We start from the raw sequence: 20,262 nt of genomic DNA on the forward strand, positions 1-20,262 counted from the left end.
GGATGCAGCGACCTTAAACATCCAAGGAGGTGCACCCACGATGAAAACATTTCCATCCATAGGGCCCTTTCATCCACAGGGCCATAGAACCGCTCTTATTCCCTCCTGTACAAAAAGACAGTAAAATGCTTGAATATCGATATCTCATTTAGTAATGGTTCGTCATATGGCTCAGCTGTTGTCCGCAATTTCTCTCACTTCCCTCAACGGTGTCGGCGCAAAGGTCGCTGAAAAACTGGCGAAGGTCGGTCTGCATAATGTTCAGGACTTACTGTTCCATCTACCCCATCGCTATGAAGACCGTACGCGTATTTACCCAATTGTAAAATTGCACGCGGGATTGTGGGGGTCTGTTCAAGGTAAAATCATGAGCAGCGATGTCAGCTTTGGGCGCAAAAAAATGCTGACGGTCAAGGTCAGTGATGGCAATGGCACCATTACGTTGCGTTTCTTTAATTTTACCGCAGCCATGAAGAACAACTTTGCGGATGGCAAAGTGATCGTTGCCTATGGTGAAGTAAAACGAGGGCATTTAGGGCTGGAAATCATCCACCCTGACTACAAGTTTCAAACTTCAGAGCGAAGCCCTGCTCTTGAGCAAACGCTAACACCGGTCTACCCGACAACAGATGGATTGCGCCAACTGACATTGCGCAGTCTCACCGACCAAGCACTCGAACTCATGGATAAAAGTGCCGTTGACGAACTGCTGCCCAGCGGATTATACAACCAGCAAATCACCCTAACGCAAGCCCTGCACACCATCCATCGTCCACCACCGTCGATTAATATCGACGATTTTGACGAAGGCAAGCACCCCGCTCAGCAGCGACTGATCATTGAAGAGCTCATGGCACAAAACCTGTCTATGCTTGCGGTGCGCAGTCAAGGTCAACAAGACAAAGCGGTTGCCCTGCCAGAAATGGGGCGCTTTAAACAGCAACTTCTCGGGCAGTTACCGTTTTCGCCAACCAATGCTCAAAATCGTGTGGTTAATGAAATCGAGCAGGATCTACTCAAAACCGCGCCAATGATGCGCTTAGTGCAAGGTGATGTTGGCTCAGGAAAAACCCTCGTTGCAGCTCTCGCGGCGTTACGTGCTATTGAGCACGGCTACCAAGTGGCGATGATGGCTCCTACCGAACTGCTCGCCGAGCAGCATGCCATCAACTTTGCCAACTGGTTTGAATCCATGGGGATTAGCGTTGGCTGGCTCTCTGGCAAGCAAAAAGGCAAGGCAAAAGAGGCTGAGTTAGCACGCATTGCCAGTGGTGAGGCGCAAATGGTGGTGGGGACTCACGCGCTATTTCAAGAATCGGTCGCGTTTAATAATCTCGCGTTGGTCATTATTGATGAACAGCATCGCTTTGGGGTCCACCAGCGTTTGGAGCTAAGAGAGAAAGGCGCAAAGCAAGGCTATTACCCTCATCAACTTATTATGACGGCGACCCCTATACCGCGAACGCTGGCGATGACGGCCTACGCTGACTTAGAAACCTCGGTCATTGATGAACTGCCGCCCGGTCGCACGCCAATACAAACGGTGGCGCTGCCCGACACCAAACGAGATGCGATTATCGAACGTGTCAAACACGCCTGCCTAACGGAAGGCAAGCAAGCCTATTGGGTCTGTACGCTTATTGATGAATCGGAAGTGCTGGAAGCACAAGCAGCGGCCGATACCGCTGAAGACCTGCAACGTCAACTGCCCGATGTTAAAGTCGGCCTGGTGCATGGTCGAATGAAGCCAGCCGAGAAGCAGGCTGTGATGCAGCAGTTTAAAGACAATGAGCTCCATCTTCTCGTCGCCACTACAGTGATTGAAGTTGGCGTTGATGTACCCAACTCCAGTTTAATGATCATTGAAAACCCAGAACGCCTAGGCTTAGCTCAGCTTCACCAGCTAAGAGGCCGTGTCGGGCGTGGAACGGTCGCAAGTCACTGTGTCCTGCTCTATCACTCTCCGTTGTCTAAAACGGCTCAGAAACGCTTAGGCGTGCTACGAGAAAGTAATGATGGCTTTGTAATTGCCCAGCGCGATTTGGAGATCCGTGGCCCAGGTGAACTACTTGGCACCAAACAAACCGGGCTGGCAGATTTTAAGATAGCCGATTTAGTCCGAGATCAACGTTTGGTACCTGAAGTGCAACGACTCGCACGGCATGTGCATGAGCAATATCCCGTCAATGCGAAGAAAATCATCGATAGGTGGCTTGGGGATCGAGAATGGTACGCGAAGGCGTAGAGGGTTAAGAGGCGTGGTTCCTGGCTCCTGGCTCCTGGCTCCTGGGGCGAGATGAATAAACTTGGTGTCAGAGTCAAATGACTCTGACACCATATTGCACCACACCAGTATTGCAACACCAATAACGTAACACTGATAACAGGCGGGGATCTTATTGGAGTATGGGGCTTACCTTAAGCTGTTCTTACCAACAACTGGGAAACTGACCTGAGCCATGAGCCCGCCCTGACTGCGGTTTGAAATACTCACCGTGCCGTAATGCTGCCCGATGATGCGCTTAACAATGGCTAAGCCAAGCCCTGTGCCTTCGCTTCCTCTCGCCGTATCACCACGAGTAAACGGTTCAAACAAACGACCAATTTGGTCAGCCTCTATGCCCGGACCGTTATCTTCAATACACACCCACGCCAACTTTTTATCCGCGGTCATGCCGGTACTGACTTTGACCCAACCATTCCCATAACGAATTGAGTTCACGACTAAGTTGGTGATGGCGCGCTTAATGGCTATCGGGCTGCCATTAATGTCTTTAATCGCTTCCATTGGCTCAAAGTCGATCTGTATCTCATAGCCGCCTTCTGAAGAAACAATGTCCGATGAAATGTCATTTAAGCTGAGAGCTTCAAAGTTCTGCGTGTTCACCGGTTTGAGGTAATCCATAAATTGACCAATAATTTCATTACACTCTTCCGTATCGCTAATAATACCCTCGGCTAAATAACTGTCTTCAGGCGACATCATTTCTGTGGCAAGGCGAATTCGAGTTAGCGGGGTACGGATGTCATGACTGATGCCCGCCATCAGTAAGGTTCGATCTTCTTCTAGTTCCTGAATGCCCTTGGCCATTTGGTTAAACGCCCTTGTCACCGAGCGAATTTCAGAAGCGCCTTTTTCTGGCAGTGGTGGCGGGATCTCACCTTTACCCACTAACTTGGCCGCATGTTCTAGCGCCATTAATGGTCGATTTTGCAAACGAATAAATAACCAGCCTCCCATCACCACTAAGATAGCCATGATCAGACTGTTTCTAAACAATGGCGCAAAGTCTTCCTCTTGCAATTCAGACAAAGGAATGCGGATCAGTGAATTGGGCAGTGCATCGATTTGCATCCAAAGAATATAGCTTTCCGACCCGAGGATAAGCCGAACTTCTGTTGGTGAGTTTAATTCATCGCTCATTTCCTCACTCATCAAGTCGATAGACATCGCATGATGAAACTCATTTGCCATCGCACTATCTTTAGCGTGAATGGTCACGCCCAGTTGCTCTAATACGCGGCGCCTTAACGGTGCATCCATTTCTAGCTTTTCATCCACTGCCTCTTGGTCTTCCAAAATGAAATTCAATTCATGGGCGAGGATTTTATTAAACTGCTGCAAGCTTGGCACCAAGGCATAGTTATACACGGCGTAATAGGAAAAAACTTGGCTCGCCACCAGCAGAGTAAAAAACAATAGAATGGATTGCGTGAATGAGCTGCGAAATCGCATAGAACTTCCTTTGGGGCATGAAAGTGAAAGGTTGAGGCGTATAATAAACAAAAGGCTCTGAATTCATCCAGAGCCTTCGCGTTATTTCTCGTTATGCTTCTTTACCATCGGGTACGAAGACATAACCCAATCCCCATACGGTTTGGATATAACGAGGTTTGCTTGGGTCCACTTCTAACATGCGACGCAAGCGAGAAATCTGTACATCAATGGATCGTTCCATCGCCGAGTATTCACGACCACGAGCCATGTTCATCAGTTTGTCACGCGACATTGGCTCACGAGCGTTAGTCACTAGCGCTTTAAGTACCGCAAATTCTCCAGAGGTTAAAGGCATTGCCTCATCACCACGGAACATTTCTCGCGTCCCTAAATTCAAACGAAACTCACCAAATTCTACCTGAGACTCTTCTTGGCTTGGTGCGCCGGGGGCTTCTATGGTTTGACGACGCAAGACCGCTTTGATTCGCGCTAACAATTCACGCGGATTAAACGGTTTTGGTAGATAGTCATCGGCTCCAACTTCTAGCCCAACGATACGATCAACTTCATCGCCCTTCGCTGTCAGCATCAAAATAGGCAACATATTGTTGGCGTTACGTAAACGACGACAAATCGACAAGCCATCTTCACCTGGTAGCATTAAATCCAATACCATTAGATGAAAGTTTTCACGGGTTAACAGGCGGTCCATCTGCTCACTGTTAGCAACACTGCGTACTTGGAATCCTTGCTCTGATAAGTAACGCTCTAACAACGCACGCAAACGCGCATCGTCATCAACAACTAAAATCTTGTGATTTTCTTGCATATTTGATTCCACCACTAAATAAAGCTATCACCATATCCATGCCTGCGATATGCGGCATCAATATCAAAGGTAAATGTAACATTTCGTGGGCAAAATTTGCGCACAGAATTGTTAACGTTTATTAATTATGGCTCATGATTGCTATCCCAGTCACAAAGCCATGCATATTTGACTTGTTTTTTTTGTGTTACCGCATAAACGAACTCAGAAACCTGATTAACATCGTCGCTAATTCCGTTTCCTCACCTAACCCTTTGTAACATTTCGAAATGCGCATTTGTGAAGAGATAAATTTCTCCGCCACATTCTCGAAGTACACTAGAGGTAGGTCAGACTATCAATAAGGGAAAAGGATTTGAACCAGGATAACGATCATCGATTCAGCAAAATAAATTTCGCTCAAACGCTAAAATATTGGCGCAATTTTCACGGTATGTCACAACTCGAACTCGTCGAAGCTTTGAGCTTGTCACATAGAGCGTTCCAAGGCATTAATCAGCCTATGCTGAGCAAGTGGGAGCATGGTAATGGCCAACCCTCCCTCATGCGCCGTATCGGAGTCGCGACTTATTTCTCTCAGCCCTACCAATTTCAACCCGACGAGCAACGTATTATTCAAGGTGTCGACAAATACGATGACTTTTTTATTGGTCATGATCCTATTTATTCATACCACATCGATGCGTTCAAACACTACCGATGGGAAGAATTACCCAGCGATTATCGCGAGCAAATTACTCGCGCCCATGATACGTACCGACACCTAAGCCTATCCACCTTGATTGACTGCCTCGCCGTCAATGACATTCGTGTTGTCATGGTCATGCATAATCAAAGCATTATCGGTCACGCTATCTTTGGTACTACAGCTTTGGGTCAAGAGTGTTTATTAAACTACCTCGCAATTGATAAGCCTCGCTACCATGAAGTACACAACTACATCTGCCAACTCTACAAAGGGAAAACACTGTTAGTTGCCACCTATTTGCCCCTGGCTAAGACTATGCTTTCCGATATTTATATCCCGGTAAAATATCACCATGGCGATATTACGGTATTTGAATGCAATGTGGATACTCTCAATAGTAACCCTTTCTTTGAGCAACTCTTTGCTGATGGCCGAACCGTTTCCTTACTGAGCCACCACCAAAAAGTACAGCGTGAAAAGCGCGTCGCTAGCGAGTTCAATACCGAGACAAGAACTTCCTGCCTAGCATAGATTGAGGTTTTTTCATTTCATGGCACACTAGCTACTCTGTTATTTTGACCATGACTTAAGATGAAAACCAAACTCATTACCCGCGAGGGTTACAATAAGCTAAAAGCGGAACACGATTACTTATGGCATGAGAGACGCCCTGAAGTAACCAAGATTGTGACGTGGGCAGCCAGCTTAGGTGATCGCTCTGAGAATGCAGATTACACCTTCAACAAGCGGCTGCTACGACAAATCGACCGTCGAGTTCGGTTTCTACGTAAGTACTTACCCGACGTCACTATTGTCGACTATTCTCCTCAACAAGAGGGCAAGGTGTTTTTTGGCGCTTGGATAGAAATAGAAAATGACGCAGGCGATACCAAGCTGTTTCGAATTGTCGGCCCTGAAGAAATCTATGGTGACGCAAAGGGTTATATTTCTATTGATTCACCGATGGCTCGAGCGCTACTCAAAAAAGAAGTGGATGATGAGTTTGCCGTAGAAACCCCAGAAGGGACAAAGGAATGGTTTATTAATGCCATCAGCTACACTCAGCCTAATAGCAAGTAGCTAAATGATGATATAAGTCTGCGTTTAAATGCTAGATATTAAATACTAGCTCTCGGTACTGGCGAGCTTGAACGCTGTTGGTACTGAGCGAAGAGACCATATTAGCGAAGAAATAATAATAGCTAAGAGATAATATTAGAAAAAGACGTCAATGCTGTAGAAGTGCTCCACAGCATTGTTCAGCACCGATTATTACAACGCTATGCCAATATTACTCACGCCCTGCTCTTTGAGCTCAAGACGTAACTCTTTAATCAGCTCGACATCACGTTCCGTACACTCACGCAATGGGCGATAGATGGACCATTGTACGTCCCACTCTTCACACACCACTTCGTTGTCTTTTTGATTGTCGTTGGTGATTTCAATCTCTTGCTGCATTTCTACAAGCTGAGCAACCGTCATGACTGATTGCTGGCTGATTTTCAGCGATGACTCTAAGAGGTAATCTCTATCGAGTAAGCCATGCAGCAATGTCGATAGGGCAACACATGCATCGATCGCTGGGTACACGCCGTAAAAGTCAAAATCTTCCGAGCTAGGGATAATTTCTTCTAGCTTTTCTAGCTGTTTTTCAAAATTGATTTTGGCCGTCTTCACGGTCAGCAATTCCCATACGCTATCCAAGATATCTCGGTATATTCGCGCTTCGGCAAACTGTGTGTTTTCGCAAAACATCGCAAAGTTTGGATACATGCGCTCGCACAAACTGGTCATAAAAGTGATATGCTGCCAAGGCTCAAATTTTTCGATACGTACCTGAATAGGGTTCTTTAACATGGTCGCTCTGCTGTGGTAGATAAAGACAGCGAAAGTGTAACCCCACGGATGAGGAATAGCCAGTAATGACGATGCAAAAGCACACCTTAGCGCTTGTTACCGAAGACAATGACAAATACTTGTCGCTGCTTACACAGCGACAATTGCCCGATCTGGAGATCTGCGGCGTAGGTCAATCTGCTTCCATTGTATTGGCCGCCCCACCCAAGCTGGCTGACAGTCTAGATTGCTACCCAGAAGTGCAGTGGATTCAATCCACTTACGCGGGGGTGGATGCCTTACTGGAAAAAGCGAACACACCGCGTTTTCAGCTCACGAATGTTAAGGGTATATTTGGTCAGCAAATCAGTGAATACGTGCTCGGTCATACTATTAATCACTATCGCCACTTTGCCTTGTATAAGCAGCAACAAACCAACAGAGACTGGCAACAGCATCACTATCAGTCCTTAAATGGTAAGCGTATGGCGATTTTTGGTACCGGGGCGATTGGCAGTCACCTTGCCAATGTGGTTAAGGCGTTAGGAATTATCCCAATTGGTATTAATCGCACGGGTATTCCGCCAAGGCAGTCTGCGTTTGCAGAAACGTATCACATCAATGAGGTGAATACGCTACTGACCTCGGTGGACATCATCGTATCCACTTTGCCAAACACCCCTGAAACACATGGCTTATTCAATGGTGACCTTTTTGCTCATTGCCGGGGAGTTTTGTTCTTTAATGTTGGTCGTGGCGCCACGGTAGACACCCCATCGCTGCTCACTGCACTTGAAGCAGGCCAAATTGACCATGCTTTTCTCGATGTCTTCATCAACGAACCGATCTCGCAGGAATGCCCTTACTGGCACCACAGCCAAGTGACCGTTACGCCGCACATTGCCGCGCTGAGTTTTCCGGAACAAGTCGTCGATATCTTTGCAGAGAATTATCTACGCTGGCGAGATGGCTTCCAGCTGCAGAATTTAGTGGATTTTGATAAAGGGTATTAGTGGTTCTAGAAAAAACCAACATGATTACATGTCAAAAAAGATAACCCAAGGTTCAAAGAGCGGCTCTTAACCCCCTCTTCCCTAGGACCGAGGACCGCTCTTTCACCGCCCTTTAACCGCTCTTACCTCGGATACTCTTCAAACATCTTATACACTTGCTCTTGCACAAACGCATCTCTATCCTCAGGTTCCATGGTTTCGGTTAGCTGCCTTTGCGACACTGAACTCCATACCACTTCATTATTTTTAGCGTCAATCAGTTCCACATTCAATTTGCCAAATTTCTTCTCTTTAATTCGTTCTGGCGTTCGTACCCCTACCCCATAACCGCCGCCCCCATAGCTTCCTCCACCCACACCAAACCCGAAGGTGGGTCCGCTACTTTGTAACTCTGTCCCTTCTAAAATACGGTAGCGCACTAGCACATCACTGTTACTTTCCACTTGTTGAAAGCCTTTGATTGCCAGTTCCCTATCCACCGCTTTTTTGATGCGCGCAGCATCAAGCCCTACGGCAACATCGGGATTTTCTTGATATTGATAGGTTTTGAACGAAGCAAAGTTGGCATTAGCATCGTAGTCGGTCGCTACGTCAGCCGCACAGCCAGACACCACCACCAGGACAATAGAGAAAAAGAGGGGAAGTTGTAGAGTCATACCGTCACCATAATTCGTAGTCACTTAAATAAGCGTAGCTAAGTTCGCTTGAGGTTCCTCCCCTTTGACAATATTTCTCACTAATAAGATCCTTTAGCGAAAAAAACGCCCAGAGAAAACTCTGAGCGTTTGCTAATGCGTCACCAACTAAACACTGGATCGATTGTCGGTTACTTATGGTAAGACTTGGATAACTCGTGCACCGCATCTACAAAGACACCGGCATTTTCTGGCGGCACATCCAAGTGAATACCATGGCCAAGGTTGAAGACATGCCCTGTGCCATCGTTACCAAAGCCTTCAAGGATTGTCGCGACTTCTTCACGAATACGCTCTGGCTGTGCGTAAAGAATTGAAGGATCCATGTTTCCTTGCAGTGCGACTTTATCCCCCACTCGTTTCTTAGCATCGGCGATATTGATCGTCCAGTCTAAGCCAAGTGCGTCACAACCTGTTGCGGCGATTTGCTCTAGCCACATTCCGCCATTTTTAGTGAATAATGTTACTGGGACACGACGACCTTCGTTTTCACGAATTAGACCATCAACAATCTTGTGCATGTACTGCAGTGAGAACAGGTTGTAATCTCGCGGTGTCAACACGCCACCCCAAGTATCAAATACCATGACAGATTGAGCGCCTGCTTTAATTTGTGCGTTCAAATACTCAATCACACTGTCAGCCAGCTTATCGAGTAGCAAGTGCAGCGTTTTCGGCTCTGCGTACATCATTTTTTTGATTTTAGTGAAGGCTTTTGAGCTGCCGCCTTCAACCATGTAAGTCGCTAGCGTCCATGGGCTACCAGAGAAGCCAATTAGAGGTACTTCGCCTTTTAAATCCTTACGGATCTGACGAACCGCATTCATGACGTATTGCAGTTCACCTTCAGGATCAGGTAGACCGATTTTTTCAACATCAGCTTTACAAGTAATCGGACGTTCAAATTTAGGACCTTCACCAGTTTCGAAGTAAAGACCAAGTCCCATCGCATCTGGAATCGTCAGAATGTCGGAAAATAGAATCGCCGCATCAAGAGGAAAACGACGAAGCGGTTGAAGAGTCACTTCAGAAGCCAACTCAGCATTTTTACACAGAGACATGAAATCACCGGCAACCGAGCGCGTCTCACGATACTCTGGGAGATAACGACCTGCTTGACGCATCATCCATACAGGAGTGTGGTCTACAGGCTCTTTTAATAGCGCTCTAAGATAGCGATCGTTCTTCAGTTCCGTCATTCATTTCTCTCCAATTCGAAAGGTCATAGTTTAACGCTATTCATTGACGGTTTGCAGCCATAGATAACATTTCTTTTACCAAAAATTTGAGTGTCGTCCGTTTGCGTGCGCCATCGCTCAAAAAGACAACACTTTGCAGGCGAGATCATATAATTAACAACTAAACACTCAGTGTGTTTGCAACCCGTTATCTGGGGTGTTAAAAATCAACCTGCTAGCGAAAATTACAATAATATACTGAGTGTTATACTCAGCATCTCATAACGACATCTTACTTACCCCCTCCGCTTGCGGAGGGTTTTTTTTAGCTATTTTTTAGGCGCATTTTTCTCACAGCTCACCTGACTCACCGTTTCTTCAATGAGTGCCCTCGCAATGGTTCCTTTTGGGGCAACCAAGGGTAACTTGCTAGTATCAAACCACTGCGCATCTTTTAGCTCACGGTAATCCGGTTTCACTTCACCGCTTTTGTAGTCGGCTAAAAATGCCATCATCATGCTGCTCGGAAACGCCCAAGGCTGGCTCCCTACATAGCGTATGTTATTCACGTTTATGCCCGTTTCTTCATAAACTTCACGAGCGACACAGGTTTCCAACGTTTCCCCGACTTCGAGAAAACCAGCGATAACGGTATACATACCGCCCGCATGCCGTTGGTGCTGCGCCAGTAAAATTTCGCAGCCTTTACGCACGGCAACGATGATACAAGGAAAAATACGTGGGTAATGTAACGTGCGACAATCTTGGCACTGCATTGCCAGCTGGTTGTGATTTAAGTGCGCCCGTCCACCACACTGCGGACAAAAGCGCATTGTCTGAGTCATATGCCCATATTGAACCGCTTTCGATACCAGACAAAACAGTGCTTCTGGTAAATACAACAACTCACGTAAGGAAGTCAGTGTTCGTTGGTCATCAAGATCGGCATCATTTACCCACATCACTGGGCTACCTTCGAATTCCCCGACTTTGATCGCCTCTGATGCAGCAAGAGAAAATGCTTCCGCTGGCCCATAAGGAAGCACACCATCATGAAGCCAGAGCTCACTTCCGGATACAATACACCAATAGGCAGGATGAATAGCATCTTCACTTTTTTTTAACATCTTGAATCCTCAGTGCTTGCAGTTCATCCATTTTACTGGCAATCTAATTTCATACCAGCTGGAAAATTAGAAATTCTAAATCTGGTACCAAGGGAATCAATTTCTCACTAACCATGTGTTATTTCAACACTTAAGGTTATTGCAAAACGTGTGGCTGCTGATCGTAGCCCCGATCATGAGGACATGGTCATGCTAAATAAATTTAAGAACGCACAAGAACAATGGGGTGGCTCTAGTGAGGTCATCGATCATTGGCTAGAAACAAGACAAGCGCTTATTGTTGAATATTGTAAGCTTGCCGCACTACAACCCGCTTCTTCTCAATCGAATGTCATTGAGCTTCCTACTCCATCAGACATTGGTTCATTTTGTAATCACTTAGTTGACTATATCTCTGAAGGTCACTTCAAGATCTACGACATGGTGATGGATAAGTGGAAAGCGACGGGCTTTAAGACTAATGAAGAGATTGATGGGACGTACGCGAAAATCGTTCTGACCACTGAGCCACTACTTGAATTCAATGATAAGTATGTCGGGCTTTCACAAGACAATGATTTGCCAGGTTTTGAACCGGACATGTCGAAAGTGGGCGAGATTTTAGAACTGCGCTTTGAAGTTGAAGACCGGTTGATACAGTTAATTGCGGACAGTTTAGCAATTCCGCCAGGGGCGTAAAGTTAAGCCGACGACATTAGAATACAATTGCCTCTTTCCTAGGAAAGGGGCAAAAAGCGTACCCTGAAACCATTATCCTTTATTCCCTACCAGACAAATACAAAAAAGGCGCCTTTCGGCGCCTTTTTTCATTCTTCTAGCAACGATTACTCGTCAGAAGAGAAGCCTGCATTTAGAAGTGCCGCTAGGTTATCCGTTGCTTGTTCAGCAGACGGGCCTTCTTGTACTTCGTTACGCTTAGCTTGACGGTCTTGGTGATACGCAAAACCTGTACCTGCTGGAATCAAACGACCAACAATTACGTTCTCTTTCAGACCACGAAGATCATCACGCTTACCAGAAACTGCCGCTTCTGTTAGTACACGTGTTGTCTCTTGGAACGATGCCGCTGAGATAAATGACTCAGTTGCAAGAGAGGCTTTGGTAATACCTAGTAGGTCACGTTCGAAACGTACTAGTTCTTTACCTTCCGCTTCTAGAGCGCGGTTAGCGATCTTAACGTTGTGGTATTCAACTTGCTCACCAGGTAAGAACTCAGAGTCACCAGCATGGGTGATTGTACACTTACGTAGCATTTGACGAACGATAGTCTCGATGTGCTTATCGTTAATCTTAACGCCTTGTAGACGGTATACTTCTTGAACTTCGTTCGCGATGTATTGTGTCACAGCGTGAATGCCACGTAGACGTAGAATGTCATGTGGAGTTTCTGGACCATCAGCAATTACGTCACCACGTTCAACACGTTCACCTTCGAACACGTTCAACTGACGATGCTTAGGAATCATCTCTTCGTAATTATCACCGCCATCGCGAGTGATGATTAGACGACGTTTACCCTTGGTCTCTTTACCAAATGAAACCATACCTGAGTGCTCAGCAAGAATTGCTGGCTCTTTAGGCTTACGAGCTTCAAATAGATCCGCTACGCGAGGTAGACCACCGGTGATGTCTCGGTTTCCGCCAGATTTCTGAGGAATACGAGATAACGTGTCACCAACGCCAACTTCTGCGCCATCTTCAATGTTAACGATCGCTTTACCAGGTAGGAAGTAAAGTGCTGGCATATCTGTGCCGGCGATCATTACGTCTTTACCTTGCTCATCTACAAGTTTGATAGCTGGACGCATATCTTTACCTGCAGCTGGACGAGCAGCTGGTTCAGTTACTTCACTTGAAGATAGACCAGTTAGGTCATCTGTTTGACGAGAAACAGTTACGCCGTCGATCATGTCAACAAACTGGATGCGACCTGCCACTTCAGTGATGATTGGCAATGTGTGCGCTTCCCAGTTAGCCACAACGTCACCAGCTTGTACTGCGTCGTTGTCTGCTTTGCTTAGGATCGAACCGTAAGGAAGTTTGTGCTTCTCTTTAGTACGGCCAAACTCATCAATAATCGTCATCTCAGATGCACGAGAAGTGATAACCAGTTTCTTATCTTTATTGACAACAAACTTAGCGTTATGAAGTTTAACAGTACCCGTTGTCTTAGCTTGGATGCTGTTTTCTGCTGCCGCTGTAGATGCTGCACCACCGATGTGGAACGTACGCATCGTTAGCTGTGTACCCGGTTCACCGATAGACTGAGCAGCGATAACGCCAACTGCTTCACCTTGGTTTACTAGGTGACCACGTGCTAGGTCACGACCGTAACACTGTGCACAACAACCGAAGTCTGCATCACAGGTAACTACTGAGCGCACTTTCATGCTATCTACAGAGTTATCTTCCATGATTTGACACCACTTCTCATCAATCAGAGTATTACGTGGAATCAGAACATCTTCAGTACCCGGCTTAAGAACGTCTTCAGCCACTACACGACCAAGAGCCAACTCAGAAAGTGCAACTTTAACGTCACCACCTTCGATGTGAGGCATCATGTCAACACCTTCATGGGTGCCACAGTCATGTTCGTGAACTACAACGTCTTGAGCAACGTCTACTAGACGACGAGTTAGGTAACCCGAGTTTGCCGTTTTCAGTGCTGTATCCGCAAGACCCTTACGAGCACCGTGCGTTGAGATAAAGTACTGAAGGACGTTTAGACCTTCTTTAAAGTTCGCGGTGATTGGTGTCTCGATGATTGAACCATCTGGACGTGCCATCAGACCACGCATACCAGCAAGCTGACGAATCTGAGCTGCAGAACCACGAGCGCCCGAGTCAGCCATCATGTAGATGCTGTTAAACGACTCTTGTTGCTCTTCTTCACCGTCACGGTTAATTACCGTTTCAGATGAAAGGTTGTCCATCATCGCTTTCGCTACGCGATCATTGGTCGAAGCCCAAATATCGATCACTTTGTTGTAGCGCTCACCCGCTGTTACAAGACCTGATTGGAACTGGTCTTGAATTTCGCGAACTTCTTCTTCTGCTGATTCAATTTCGTCGTACTTCGCTTGAGGTACAACCATGTCATCGATACCAACTGAAACGCCCGATAGTGCCGCGTAAGCGAAACCAGCGTACATGATTTGGTCAGCAAAAATTACTGTGTCTTTAAGACCAAGCTTACGGTAACACTCATTCAGTAGGTTAGAGATTTGCTTCTTACCTAGCTTTTGGTTTACCAAGCTGTATGGAAGACCTTTTGGTACGATTTGCCACAACATTGCACGACCCACAGTAGTATCTACCATGTCTGTGCTTGTTGTGCTGTTACCATCTTCGTCAACCACTGTCTCAGTGATACGTACTTTTACGCGAGCGTGAAGCTCTGCGCTCTTAGTACGGTATGCCTTCTCAGCCTCTTCAGGGCCAGCAAGGTACATACCTTCACCTTTAACGTTGATCTTGTCACGCGTCATGTAGTAAAGACCCAATACAACGTCCTGAGAAGGTACGATGATCGGATCACCTGATGCTGGAGACAGAATGTTATTCGTCGACATCATCAGTGTACGTGCTTCAAGCTGTGCTTCTAGAGTTAGAGGCACGTGAACCGCCATTTGGTCACCATCGAAGTCGGCGTTATATGCCGCACACACTAGTGGGTGAAGCTGAATCGCTTTACCTTCGATTAGTACTGGTTCAAACGCTTGGATACCTAGACGGTGAAGTGTAGGTGCACGGTTAAGCAGTACTGGGTGTTCGCGGATAACTTCGTCTAGGATATCCCAAACGATCGCTTCTTCACGCTCTACCATTTTCTTAGCAGCTTTGATTGTCGTCGCCATGCCACGAGTTTCTAGCTTGCTGTAGATGAATGGTTTAAATAGCTCTAGTGCCATCTTCTTAGGAAGACCACACTGGTGCAGACGAAGGTATGGACCTACTGTGATTACAGAACGGCCAGAGTAGTCTACACGTTTACCTAGAAGGTTCTGACGGAAACGACCTTGTTTACCCTTGATCATATCAGCAAGAGATTTCAGAGGACGCTTGTTCGAACCTGTGATCGCACGACCGCGACGACCGTTATCTAGAAGGGCATCAACAGACTCTTGCAGCATACGCTTTTCGTTACGTACGATGATGTCTGGAGCCGCTAGCTCTAGAAGACGCTTCAAACGGTTGTTACGGTTAATCACACGACGGTAAAGGTCGTTCAGATCAGATGTCGCAAAGCGACCGCCGTCTAGTGGAACTAGAGGACGTAGATCTGGCGGTAGAACCGGAAGAACAGTTAAGATCATCCACTCTGGGTTGTTACCCGATTGAATGAAGGCTTCAACTAGCTTCAGGCGCTTAGTGATTTTTTTACGCTTAGTTTCAGAGTTAGTCGTTTCCAACTCTTCGCGCATTTGTTCCGCTTCTGCGTGCATGTCCATAGTAGACAGCAGATCTTTGATCGCTTCTGCACCCATCTTAGCTGTGAACTCATCACCCCACTCTTCTAGGCGATCAAGATACTCATCTTCAGTAAGCATCTGTGATTTTTCTAGATCAGTCATGCCTGGTTCTGTCACGACGTACATTTCAAAGTACAGTACGCGTTCGATATCACGTAGAGGGATATCCATCAACAAACCGATACGAGACGGCAGTGATTTTAGGAACCAGATGTGAGCAACAGGTGAAGCAAGCTCGATGTGGCCCATACGGTCACGACGAACTTTAGTTTGCGTTACTTCAACGCCACACTTTTCACAGATAACACCGCGGTGTTTCAAACGCTTGTATTTGCCACAAAGACATTCGTAGTCTTTAACTGGACCAAAAATACGCGCACAGAATAGACCATCACGCTCAGGCTTGAACGTACGATAGTTGATCGTTTCTGGTTTCTTAACTTCACCAAAAGACCATGAACGAATCATGTCAGGTGAAGATAGACCGATTTTGATTGCATCAAATTCTTCGGTCTTATGCTGTGCTTTTAGAAAGTTTAATAAGTCTTTCACAATCAGCTCCTGTGAGGAGTTAAAAGGGGCCCGCTCTTAAACTATAGAGCGAGCACCTTCCTACCAGATAATCCTAATAAAGGATTATTCGTCTTCTAGCTCGATGTTGATACCTAGCGAGCGGATCTCTTTCAACAATACGTTGAACGATTCTGGCATGCCAGGTTCCATGCTGTGGTTGCCGTCGACGATGTTCTTATACATCTTCGTACGACCGTTAACGTCATCAGACTTAACCGTTAGCATTTCTTGTAGAGTGTAAGCAGCACCGTATGCTTCTAGTGCCCATACTTCCATCTCACCGAAACGCTGACCACCGAACTGAGCTTTACCACCAAGTGGTTGCTGAGTTACTAGGCTGTACGAACCAGTAGAACGAGCGTGCATCTTGTCGTCAACCAAGTGGTTCAGTTTCAGCATGTACATGTAACCAACAGTTACAGGACGCTCAAACTGGTCACCAGTACGACCATCAAACAAGGTTAACTGACCTGATTCAGGTAGGTCACCAAGTTTCAATAGTTCTTTAATAGAGCCTTCAGTAGCACCATCAAATACTGGTGTCGCAATCGGTAGACCACCACGTAGGTTTTTCACCAATGTACGAACTTCGTCGTCGGACAATTCAGCAATGTCAACGTTCTGGCGAGTTTCACCAAGATCGTAAACTTTTTGCAAGAATTCACGGAATTTCGCGAGTTCTTGTTGCTCTTTAACCATCTGGTTAATCTTGTCACCGATACCTTTCGCCGCCAGACCTAAGTGAACTTCTAGGATCTGACCGATGTTCATACGCGAAGGTACACCCAGTGGGTTAAGTACGATGTCAACAGGCTGACCTTTGCCATCATATGGCATGTCTTCAACAGGGTTGATCTTAGAGATTACACCCTTGTTACCGTGACGACCGGCCATCTTATCACCTGGCTGGATACGACGTTTAACCGCTAGGTAAACTTTAACAATCTTAAGAACGCCAGGCGCTAGATCATCACCTTGAGTGATCTTACGACGCTTAGTTTCAAACTTCTTATCGAAGTCTGCTTTTAGCTCGTCGTTTTGCTCTGCAAGTTGCTCAAGTTGAGTTTGCAGCGCATCATCTTCTAGCGTTAGCTCTAGCCATCTCTTACGACCGATAGTGTCAAGCTTCTCTTCAGAGTAACCACCTTGAAGAAGTACAGCTCTTACACGCGCTAGTAGACCACCTTCAAGAATTTGGAACTCTTCAGTAAGGTCTTTCTTCGCTTCTTTAAGCTGCATCTGCTCTATTTCTAGAGCACGTTTGTCTTTTTCTACGCCATCGCGAGTAAAGACTTGAACGTCAATGATGGTACCAGAAACAGAGTTTGGTACACGTAGTGATGTATCTTTAACATCTGATGCTTTTTCACCGAAGATCGCACGTAGTAGCTTCTCTTCAGGCGTTAGTTGCGTTTCACCTTTAGGGGTTACTTTACCAACTAGGATGTCGCCACCCTTAACTTCAGCACCAATGTAAACGATACCTGACTCGTCTAGTTTAGACAGAGCAGATTCACCTACGTTTGGAATATCCGCTGTGATCTCTTCAGAACCCAGCTTAGTATCACGAGCCACACAAGATAGTTCTTGAATGTGAATAGTCGTGAAACGGTCTTCTTGAACTACGCGCTCAGATACTAAGATCGAGTCTTCGAAGTTGTAACCGTTCCAAGGCATAAACGCGATACGCATGTTTTGACCAAGTGCCAATTCACCGAGATCCGTTGAAGGACCATCAGCCAATACATCACCGCGAGCAACAGGCTCACCAGGAAGTACCGTTGGACGTTGGTTAATACAAGTGTTCTGGTTCGAACGCGTGTACTTAGTCAGGTTGTAAATGTCGATGCCTGCTTCACCAGGAATCAGCTCATCTTCATTAACCTTAACTACGATACGAGATGCGTCAACAGACTGCACCATACCGCCACGTTTCGCTACCGCTGTAACGCCCGAGTCAACGGCTACGTTACGCTCAATACCAGTACCAACAAGTGGCTTATCAGCCTTCAGTGTTGGTACGGCTTGACGTTGCATGTTCGCACCCATCAATGCACGGTTCGCATCATCGTGTTCTAGGAACGGGATAAGCGAGGCAGCGATAGATACTACTTGGTTTGTTGCAACGTCCATGTAGTTAACATGGTCACGTGGGTGAAGACCAGATTCACCTTTTTGACGAGCTGTGATCAGTTCATCGTCGAATGTCCCTTCTGCTGTTAACGCGGCATTTGCCTGTGCGATAACGAATTGACCTTCTTCGATAGCTGATAAGTAATCAACTTCGTCAGTAACTACACCATCAACAACACGACGGTACGGTGTTTCTAGGAAACCGTACTCGTTACAACGTGCAAACGCTGACAATGAGTTAATCAAACCGATGTTTGGACCTTCTGGCGTTTCGATCGGACATAGACGACCGTAGTGCGTAACGTGTACGTCACGTACTTCAAAGCCAGCACGCTCACGAGTAAGACCGCCAGGACCCAATGCAGAAATACGACGTTTGTGCGTCACTTCTGATAACGGGTTGTTTTGGTCCATAAACTGAGACAGCTGTGAAGAGCCAAAGAATTCTTTAACGGCTGCAGAAATTGGCTTAGCATTGATAAGATCTTGAGGCATGATAGCGTCAAGGTCACCAAGGCTTAGGCGTTCTTTCACTGCGCGTTCTACACGAACTAGACCAACACGGAATTGGTTTTCAGCCATTTCACCAACGCTACGGATACGACGGTTGCCAAGGTGGTCGATATCGTCCACTTCGCCAATGCCGTTACGGATAGCAATCAGTTTCTTCATCACTTCAACGATATCTGTTTCGTCAAGTGTGCCTTGCTCTAGTGCGTCTTCACGACCGATAGAGCTGTTAAACTTCATACGACCAACAGTCGATAGGTCATAACGCTCTTCAGCGAAGAATAGGCTTTCGAATAGCGATTCTGCAGCTTCTTTTGTTGGCGGCTCACCCGGGCGCATCATGCGGTAGATTTCTACCAATGCAGAGATGCGGTCTACCGTGCTGTCGACACGTAGTGTGTCTGACATGAACGGACCGTGGTCTAGATCGTTCGTAAATAGAACTTCTAGTTGCTTGTGGCCAGCCTGCGAAAGGTTCGCAAGTGCTTCTAGGCTGATCTCGTGGTTTGCACCAACAATGATCTCGCCAGTCGCTTCATTGATGTAGTCTTTAGACGCTACTTTCCCTACGATGTACTCGACAGGTACTTCAATGAAATCAACGCCATCTTTCTCAAGTTGACGGATATGACGCGCAGTTACGCGACGGCCAGTCTCAACATAAGTCTTGCCGTTTGCTTCGATATCAAAAGAAGCGGTCTCGCCACGTAGGCGTTCCGGTACCAACTCCATTAATAGAGTTTGGTCTTTTACTTCGAAGTTAATCTTATCGAAGAAGATATCGAGGATCTCTTCCGACGTTTTACCTAGTGCACGAAGAATGATCGATGCAGGTAGTTTACGACGGCGGTCGATTCGAACGTACAAGTTATCCTTAGGATCAAACTCGAAGTCGAGCCATGAACCACGGTAAGGAATAACACGTGCGTTATAAAGAACTTTACCTGAAGAGTGGGTCTTACCCTTATCGCTGTCGAAGAACACGCCTGGGCTTCGGTGCAGCTGGGATACGATAACCCTCTCGGTACCATTGATTACGAAGGTACCATTGTCTGTCATAAGCGGAATTTCGCCCATGTAGACTTCTTGTTCTTTAATATCTTTTACAGTACCCGCTGGTGCGTCTTTATCAAAAACAACCAGGCGCAATTTTACGCGAAGTGGTTTTGAATAAGTTACGCCACGAATTTGACATTCTTTAACATCAAATACTGGCTCGCCAAGACGGTAGCTAACGTATTGCAGCTCAGAATTGCCGTTATAGCTCTGAATTGGAAACACAGAACGAAAAGCAGCTTCAAGTCCATATTGTCCTTCAGGATCCTGTTCGATAAACTTGTCGAAAGAATCAAGCTGGATCGATAGCAGGTATGGAATGTCCAAAACTTGTGGACGAGTACCAAAGTCCTTACGGATGCGCTTTTTCTCGGTATAAGAGTAAACCATGGGGTTCCTCAGCTCGCTGATAAGTGACCCAAACTGTC

13 protein-coding genes are annotated in these 20,262 nt (G+C 46.4%); 5 read left to right on the plus strand and 8 right to left on the minus strand.

The genetic code is table 11. The features are described 5' to 3' along the window. Positions 1-166: 166 nt before the first annotated feature. A complete protein-coding gene (gene recG, locus L4D05_RS16970) occupies positions 167-2,245 on the plus strand; it encodes an ATP-dependent DNA helicase RecG (RefSeq protein WP_428794736.1) in 2,079 nt (692 codons plus the stop codon). 168 nt (positions 2,246-2,413) lie between these two features. Here the strand turns inward: recG and envZ are convergent, their stop codons facing one another. Continuing rightward, positions 2,414-3,736, minus strand: coding sequence for a two-component system sensor histidine kinase EnvZ (envZ, locus tag L4D05_RS16975; RefSeq protein ID WP_428794737.1), 1,323 nt, complete (start codon positions 3,734-3,736; stop codon positions 2,414-2,416). 91 nt (positions 3,737-3,827) lie between these two features. Beyond that, on the minus strand, positions 3,828-4,547 hold the full coding sequence (ompR, locus tag L4D05_RS16980) for an osmolarity response regulator transcription factor OmpR (RefSeq protein WP_428754531.1): 720 nt from the start codon (positions 4,545-4,547) through the stop codon (positions 3,828-3,830). Between the two features lie 355 nt (positions 4,548-4,902). Here ompR and L4D05_RS16985 point away from each other — a divergent pair, with 355 nt between their 5' ends. Together L4D05_RS16985 and greB are read left to right on the plus strand one after the other, a co-directional pair. Continuing rightward, on the plus strand, positions 4,903-5,766 hold the full coding sequence (locus L4D05_RS16985; protein ID WP_428754532.1) for a helix-turn-helix domain-containing protein: 864 nt from the start codon (positions 4,903-4,905) through the stop codon (positions 5,764-5,766). A 60-nt stretch (positions 5,767-5,826) separates the two neighbouring features. Continuing rightward, positions 5,827-6,315, plus strand: coding sequence for a transcription elongation factor GreB (gene greB / locus L4D05_RS16990; RefSeq protein ID WP_428754533.1), 489 nt, complete (start codon positions 5,827-5,829; stop codon positions 6,313-6,315). Positions 6,316-6,507: 192 nt separating this feature from the next. Here the strand turns inward: greB and L4D05_RS16995 are convergent, their stop codons facing one another. Further along, positions 6,508-7,095, minus strand: coding sequence for a YjaG family protein (locus tag L4D05_RS16995; protein WP_428794738.1), 588 nt, complete (start codon positions 7,093-7,095; stop codon positions 6,508-6,510). 65 nt (positions 7,096-7,160) lie between these two features. Here L4D05_RS16995 and L4D05_RS17000 point away from each other — a divergent pair, with 65 nt between their 5' ends. Continuing rightward, positions 7,161-8,087 carry a D-2-hydroxyacid dehydrogenase gene (locus L4D05_RS17000; protein ID WP_428794739.1) on the plus strand — a complete coding sequence of 309 codons (927 nt, stop codon included), beginning with the start codon at positions 7,161-7,163 and terminating at the stop codon, positions 8,085-8,087. A gap of 122 nt (positions 8,088-8,209) precedes the next feature. Here the strand turns inward: L4D05_RS17000 and L4D05_RS17005 are convergent, their stop codons facing one another. The 3 genes from L4D05_RS17005 to nudC all read right to left on the minus strand — a co-directional run bounded on the left by L4D05_RS17005 (position 8,210) and on the right by nudC (position 11,087). Then, a complete protein-coding gene (locus L4D05_RS17005) occupies positions 8,210-8,743 on the minus strand; it encodes a DUF4136 domain-containing protein (RefSeq protein ID WP_428794740.1) in 534 nt (177 codons plus the stop codon). A gap of 170 nt (positions 8,744-8,913) precedes the next feature. Next, the gene (hemE, locus tag L4D05_RS17010) at positions 8,914-9,981 is read right to left on the minus strand and encodes a uroporphyrinogen decarboxylase (protein ID WP_428794741.1); all 1,068 of its coding nucleotides are present in this window, start codon (positions 9,979-9,981) and stop codon (positions 8,914-8,916) included. A 308-nt stretch (positions 9,982-10,289) separates the two neighbouring features. Beyond that, positions 10,290-11,087 carry an NAD(+) diphosphatase gene (nudC, locus tag L4D05_RS17015; RefSeq protein WP_428794742.1) on the minus strand — a complete coding sequence of 266 codons (798 nt, stop codon included), beginning with the start codon at positions 11,085-11,087 and terminating at the stop codon, positions 10,290-10,292. A 183-nt stretch (positions 11,088-11,270) separates the two neighbouring features. Here nudC and rsd point away from each other — a divergent pair, with 183 nt between their 5' ends. Next, positions 11,271-11,765, plus strand: a complete 495-nt coding sequence (rsd, locus tag L4D05_RS17020) for a sigma D regulator (protein ID WP_428794796.1) — start codon at positions 11,271-11,273, stop codon at positions 11,763-11,765. Positions 11,766-11,911: 146 nt separating this feature from the next. Here the strand turns inward: rsd and rpoC are convergent, their stop codons facing one another. Beyond that, a complete protein-coding gene (gene rpoC / locus L4D05_RS17025) occupies positions 11,912-16,114 on the minus strand; it encodes a DNA-directed RNA polymerase subunit beta' (protein WP_428794743.1) in 4,203 nt (1,400 codons plus the stop codon). Positions 16,115-16,198: 84 nt separating this feature from the next. Then, on the minus strand, positions 16,199-20,224 hold the full coding sequence (gene rpoB, locus L4D05_RS17030; RefSeq protein ID WP_428754540.1) for a DNA-directed RNA polymerase subunit beta: 4,026 nt from the start codon (positions 20,222-20,224) through the stop codon (positions 16,199-16,201). Positions 20,225-20,262 lie beyond the last annotated feature (38 nt).

This window comes from Vibrio nomapromontoriensis (genome assembly GCF_050337205.1).
Classification (GTDB): domain Bacteria; phylum Pseudomonadota; class Gammaproteobacteria; order Enterobacterales; family Vibrionaceae; genus Vibrio; species Vibrio nomapromontoriensis.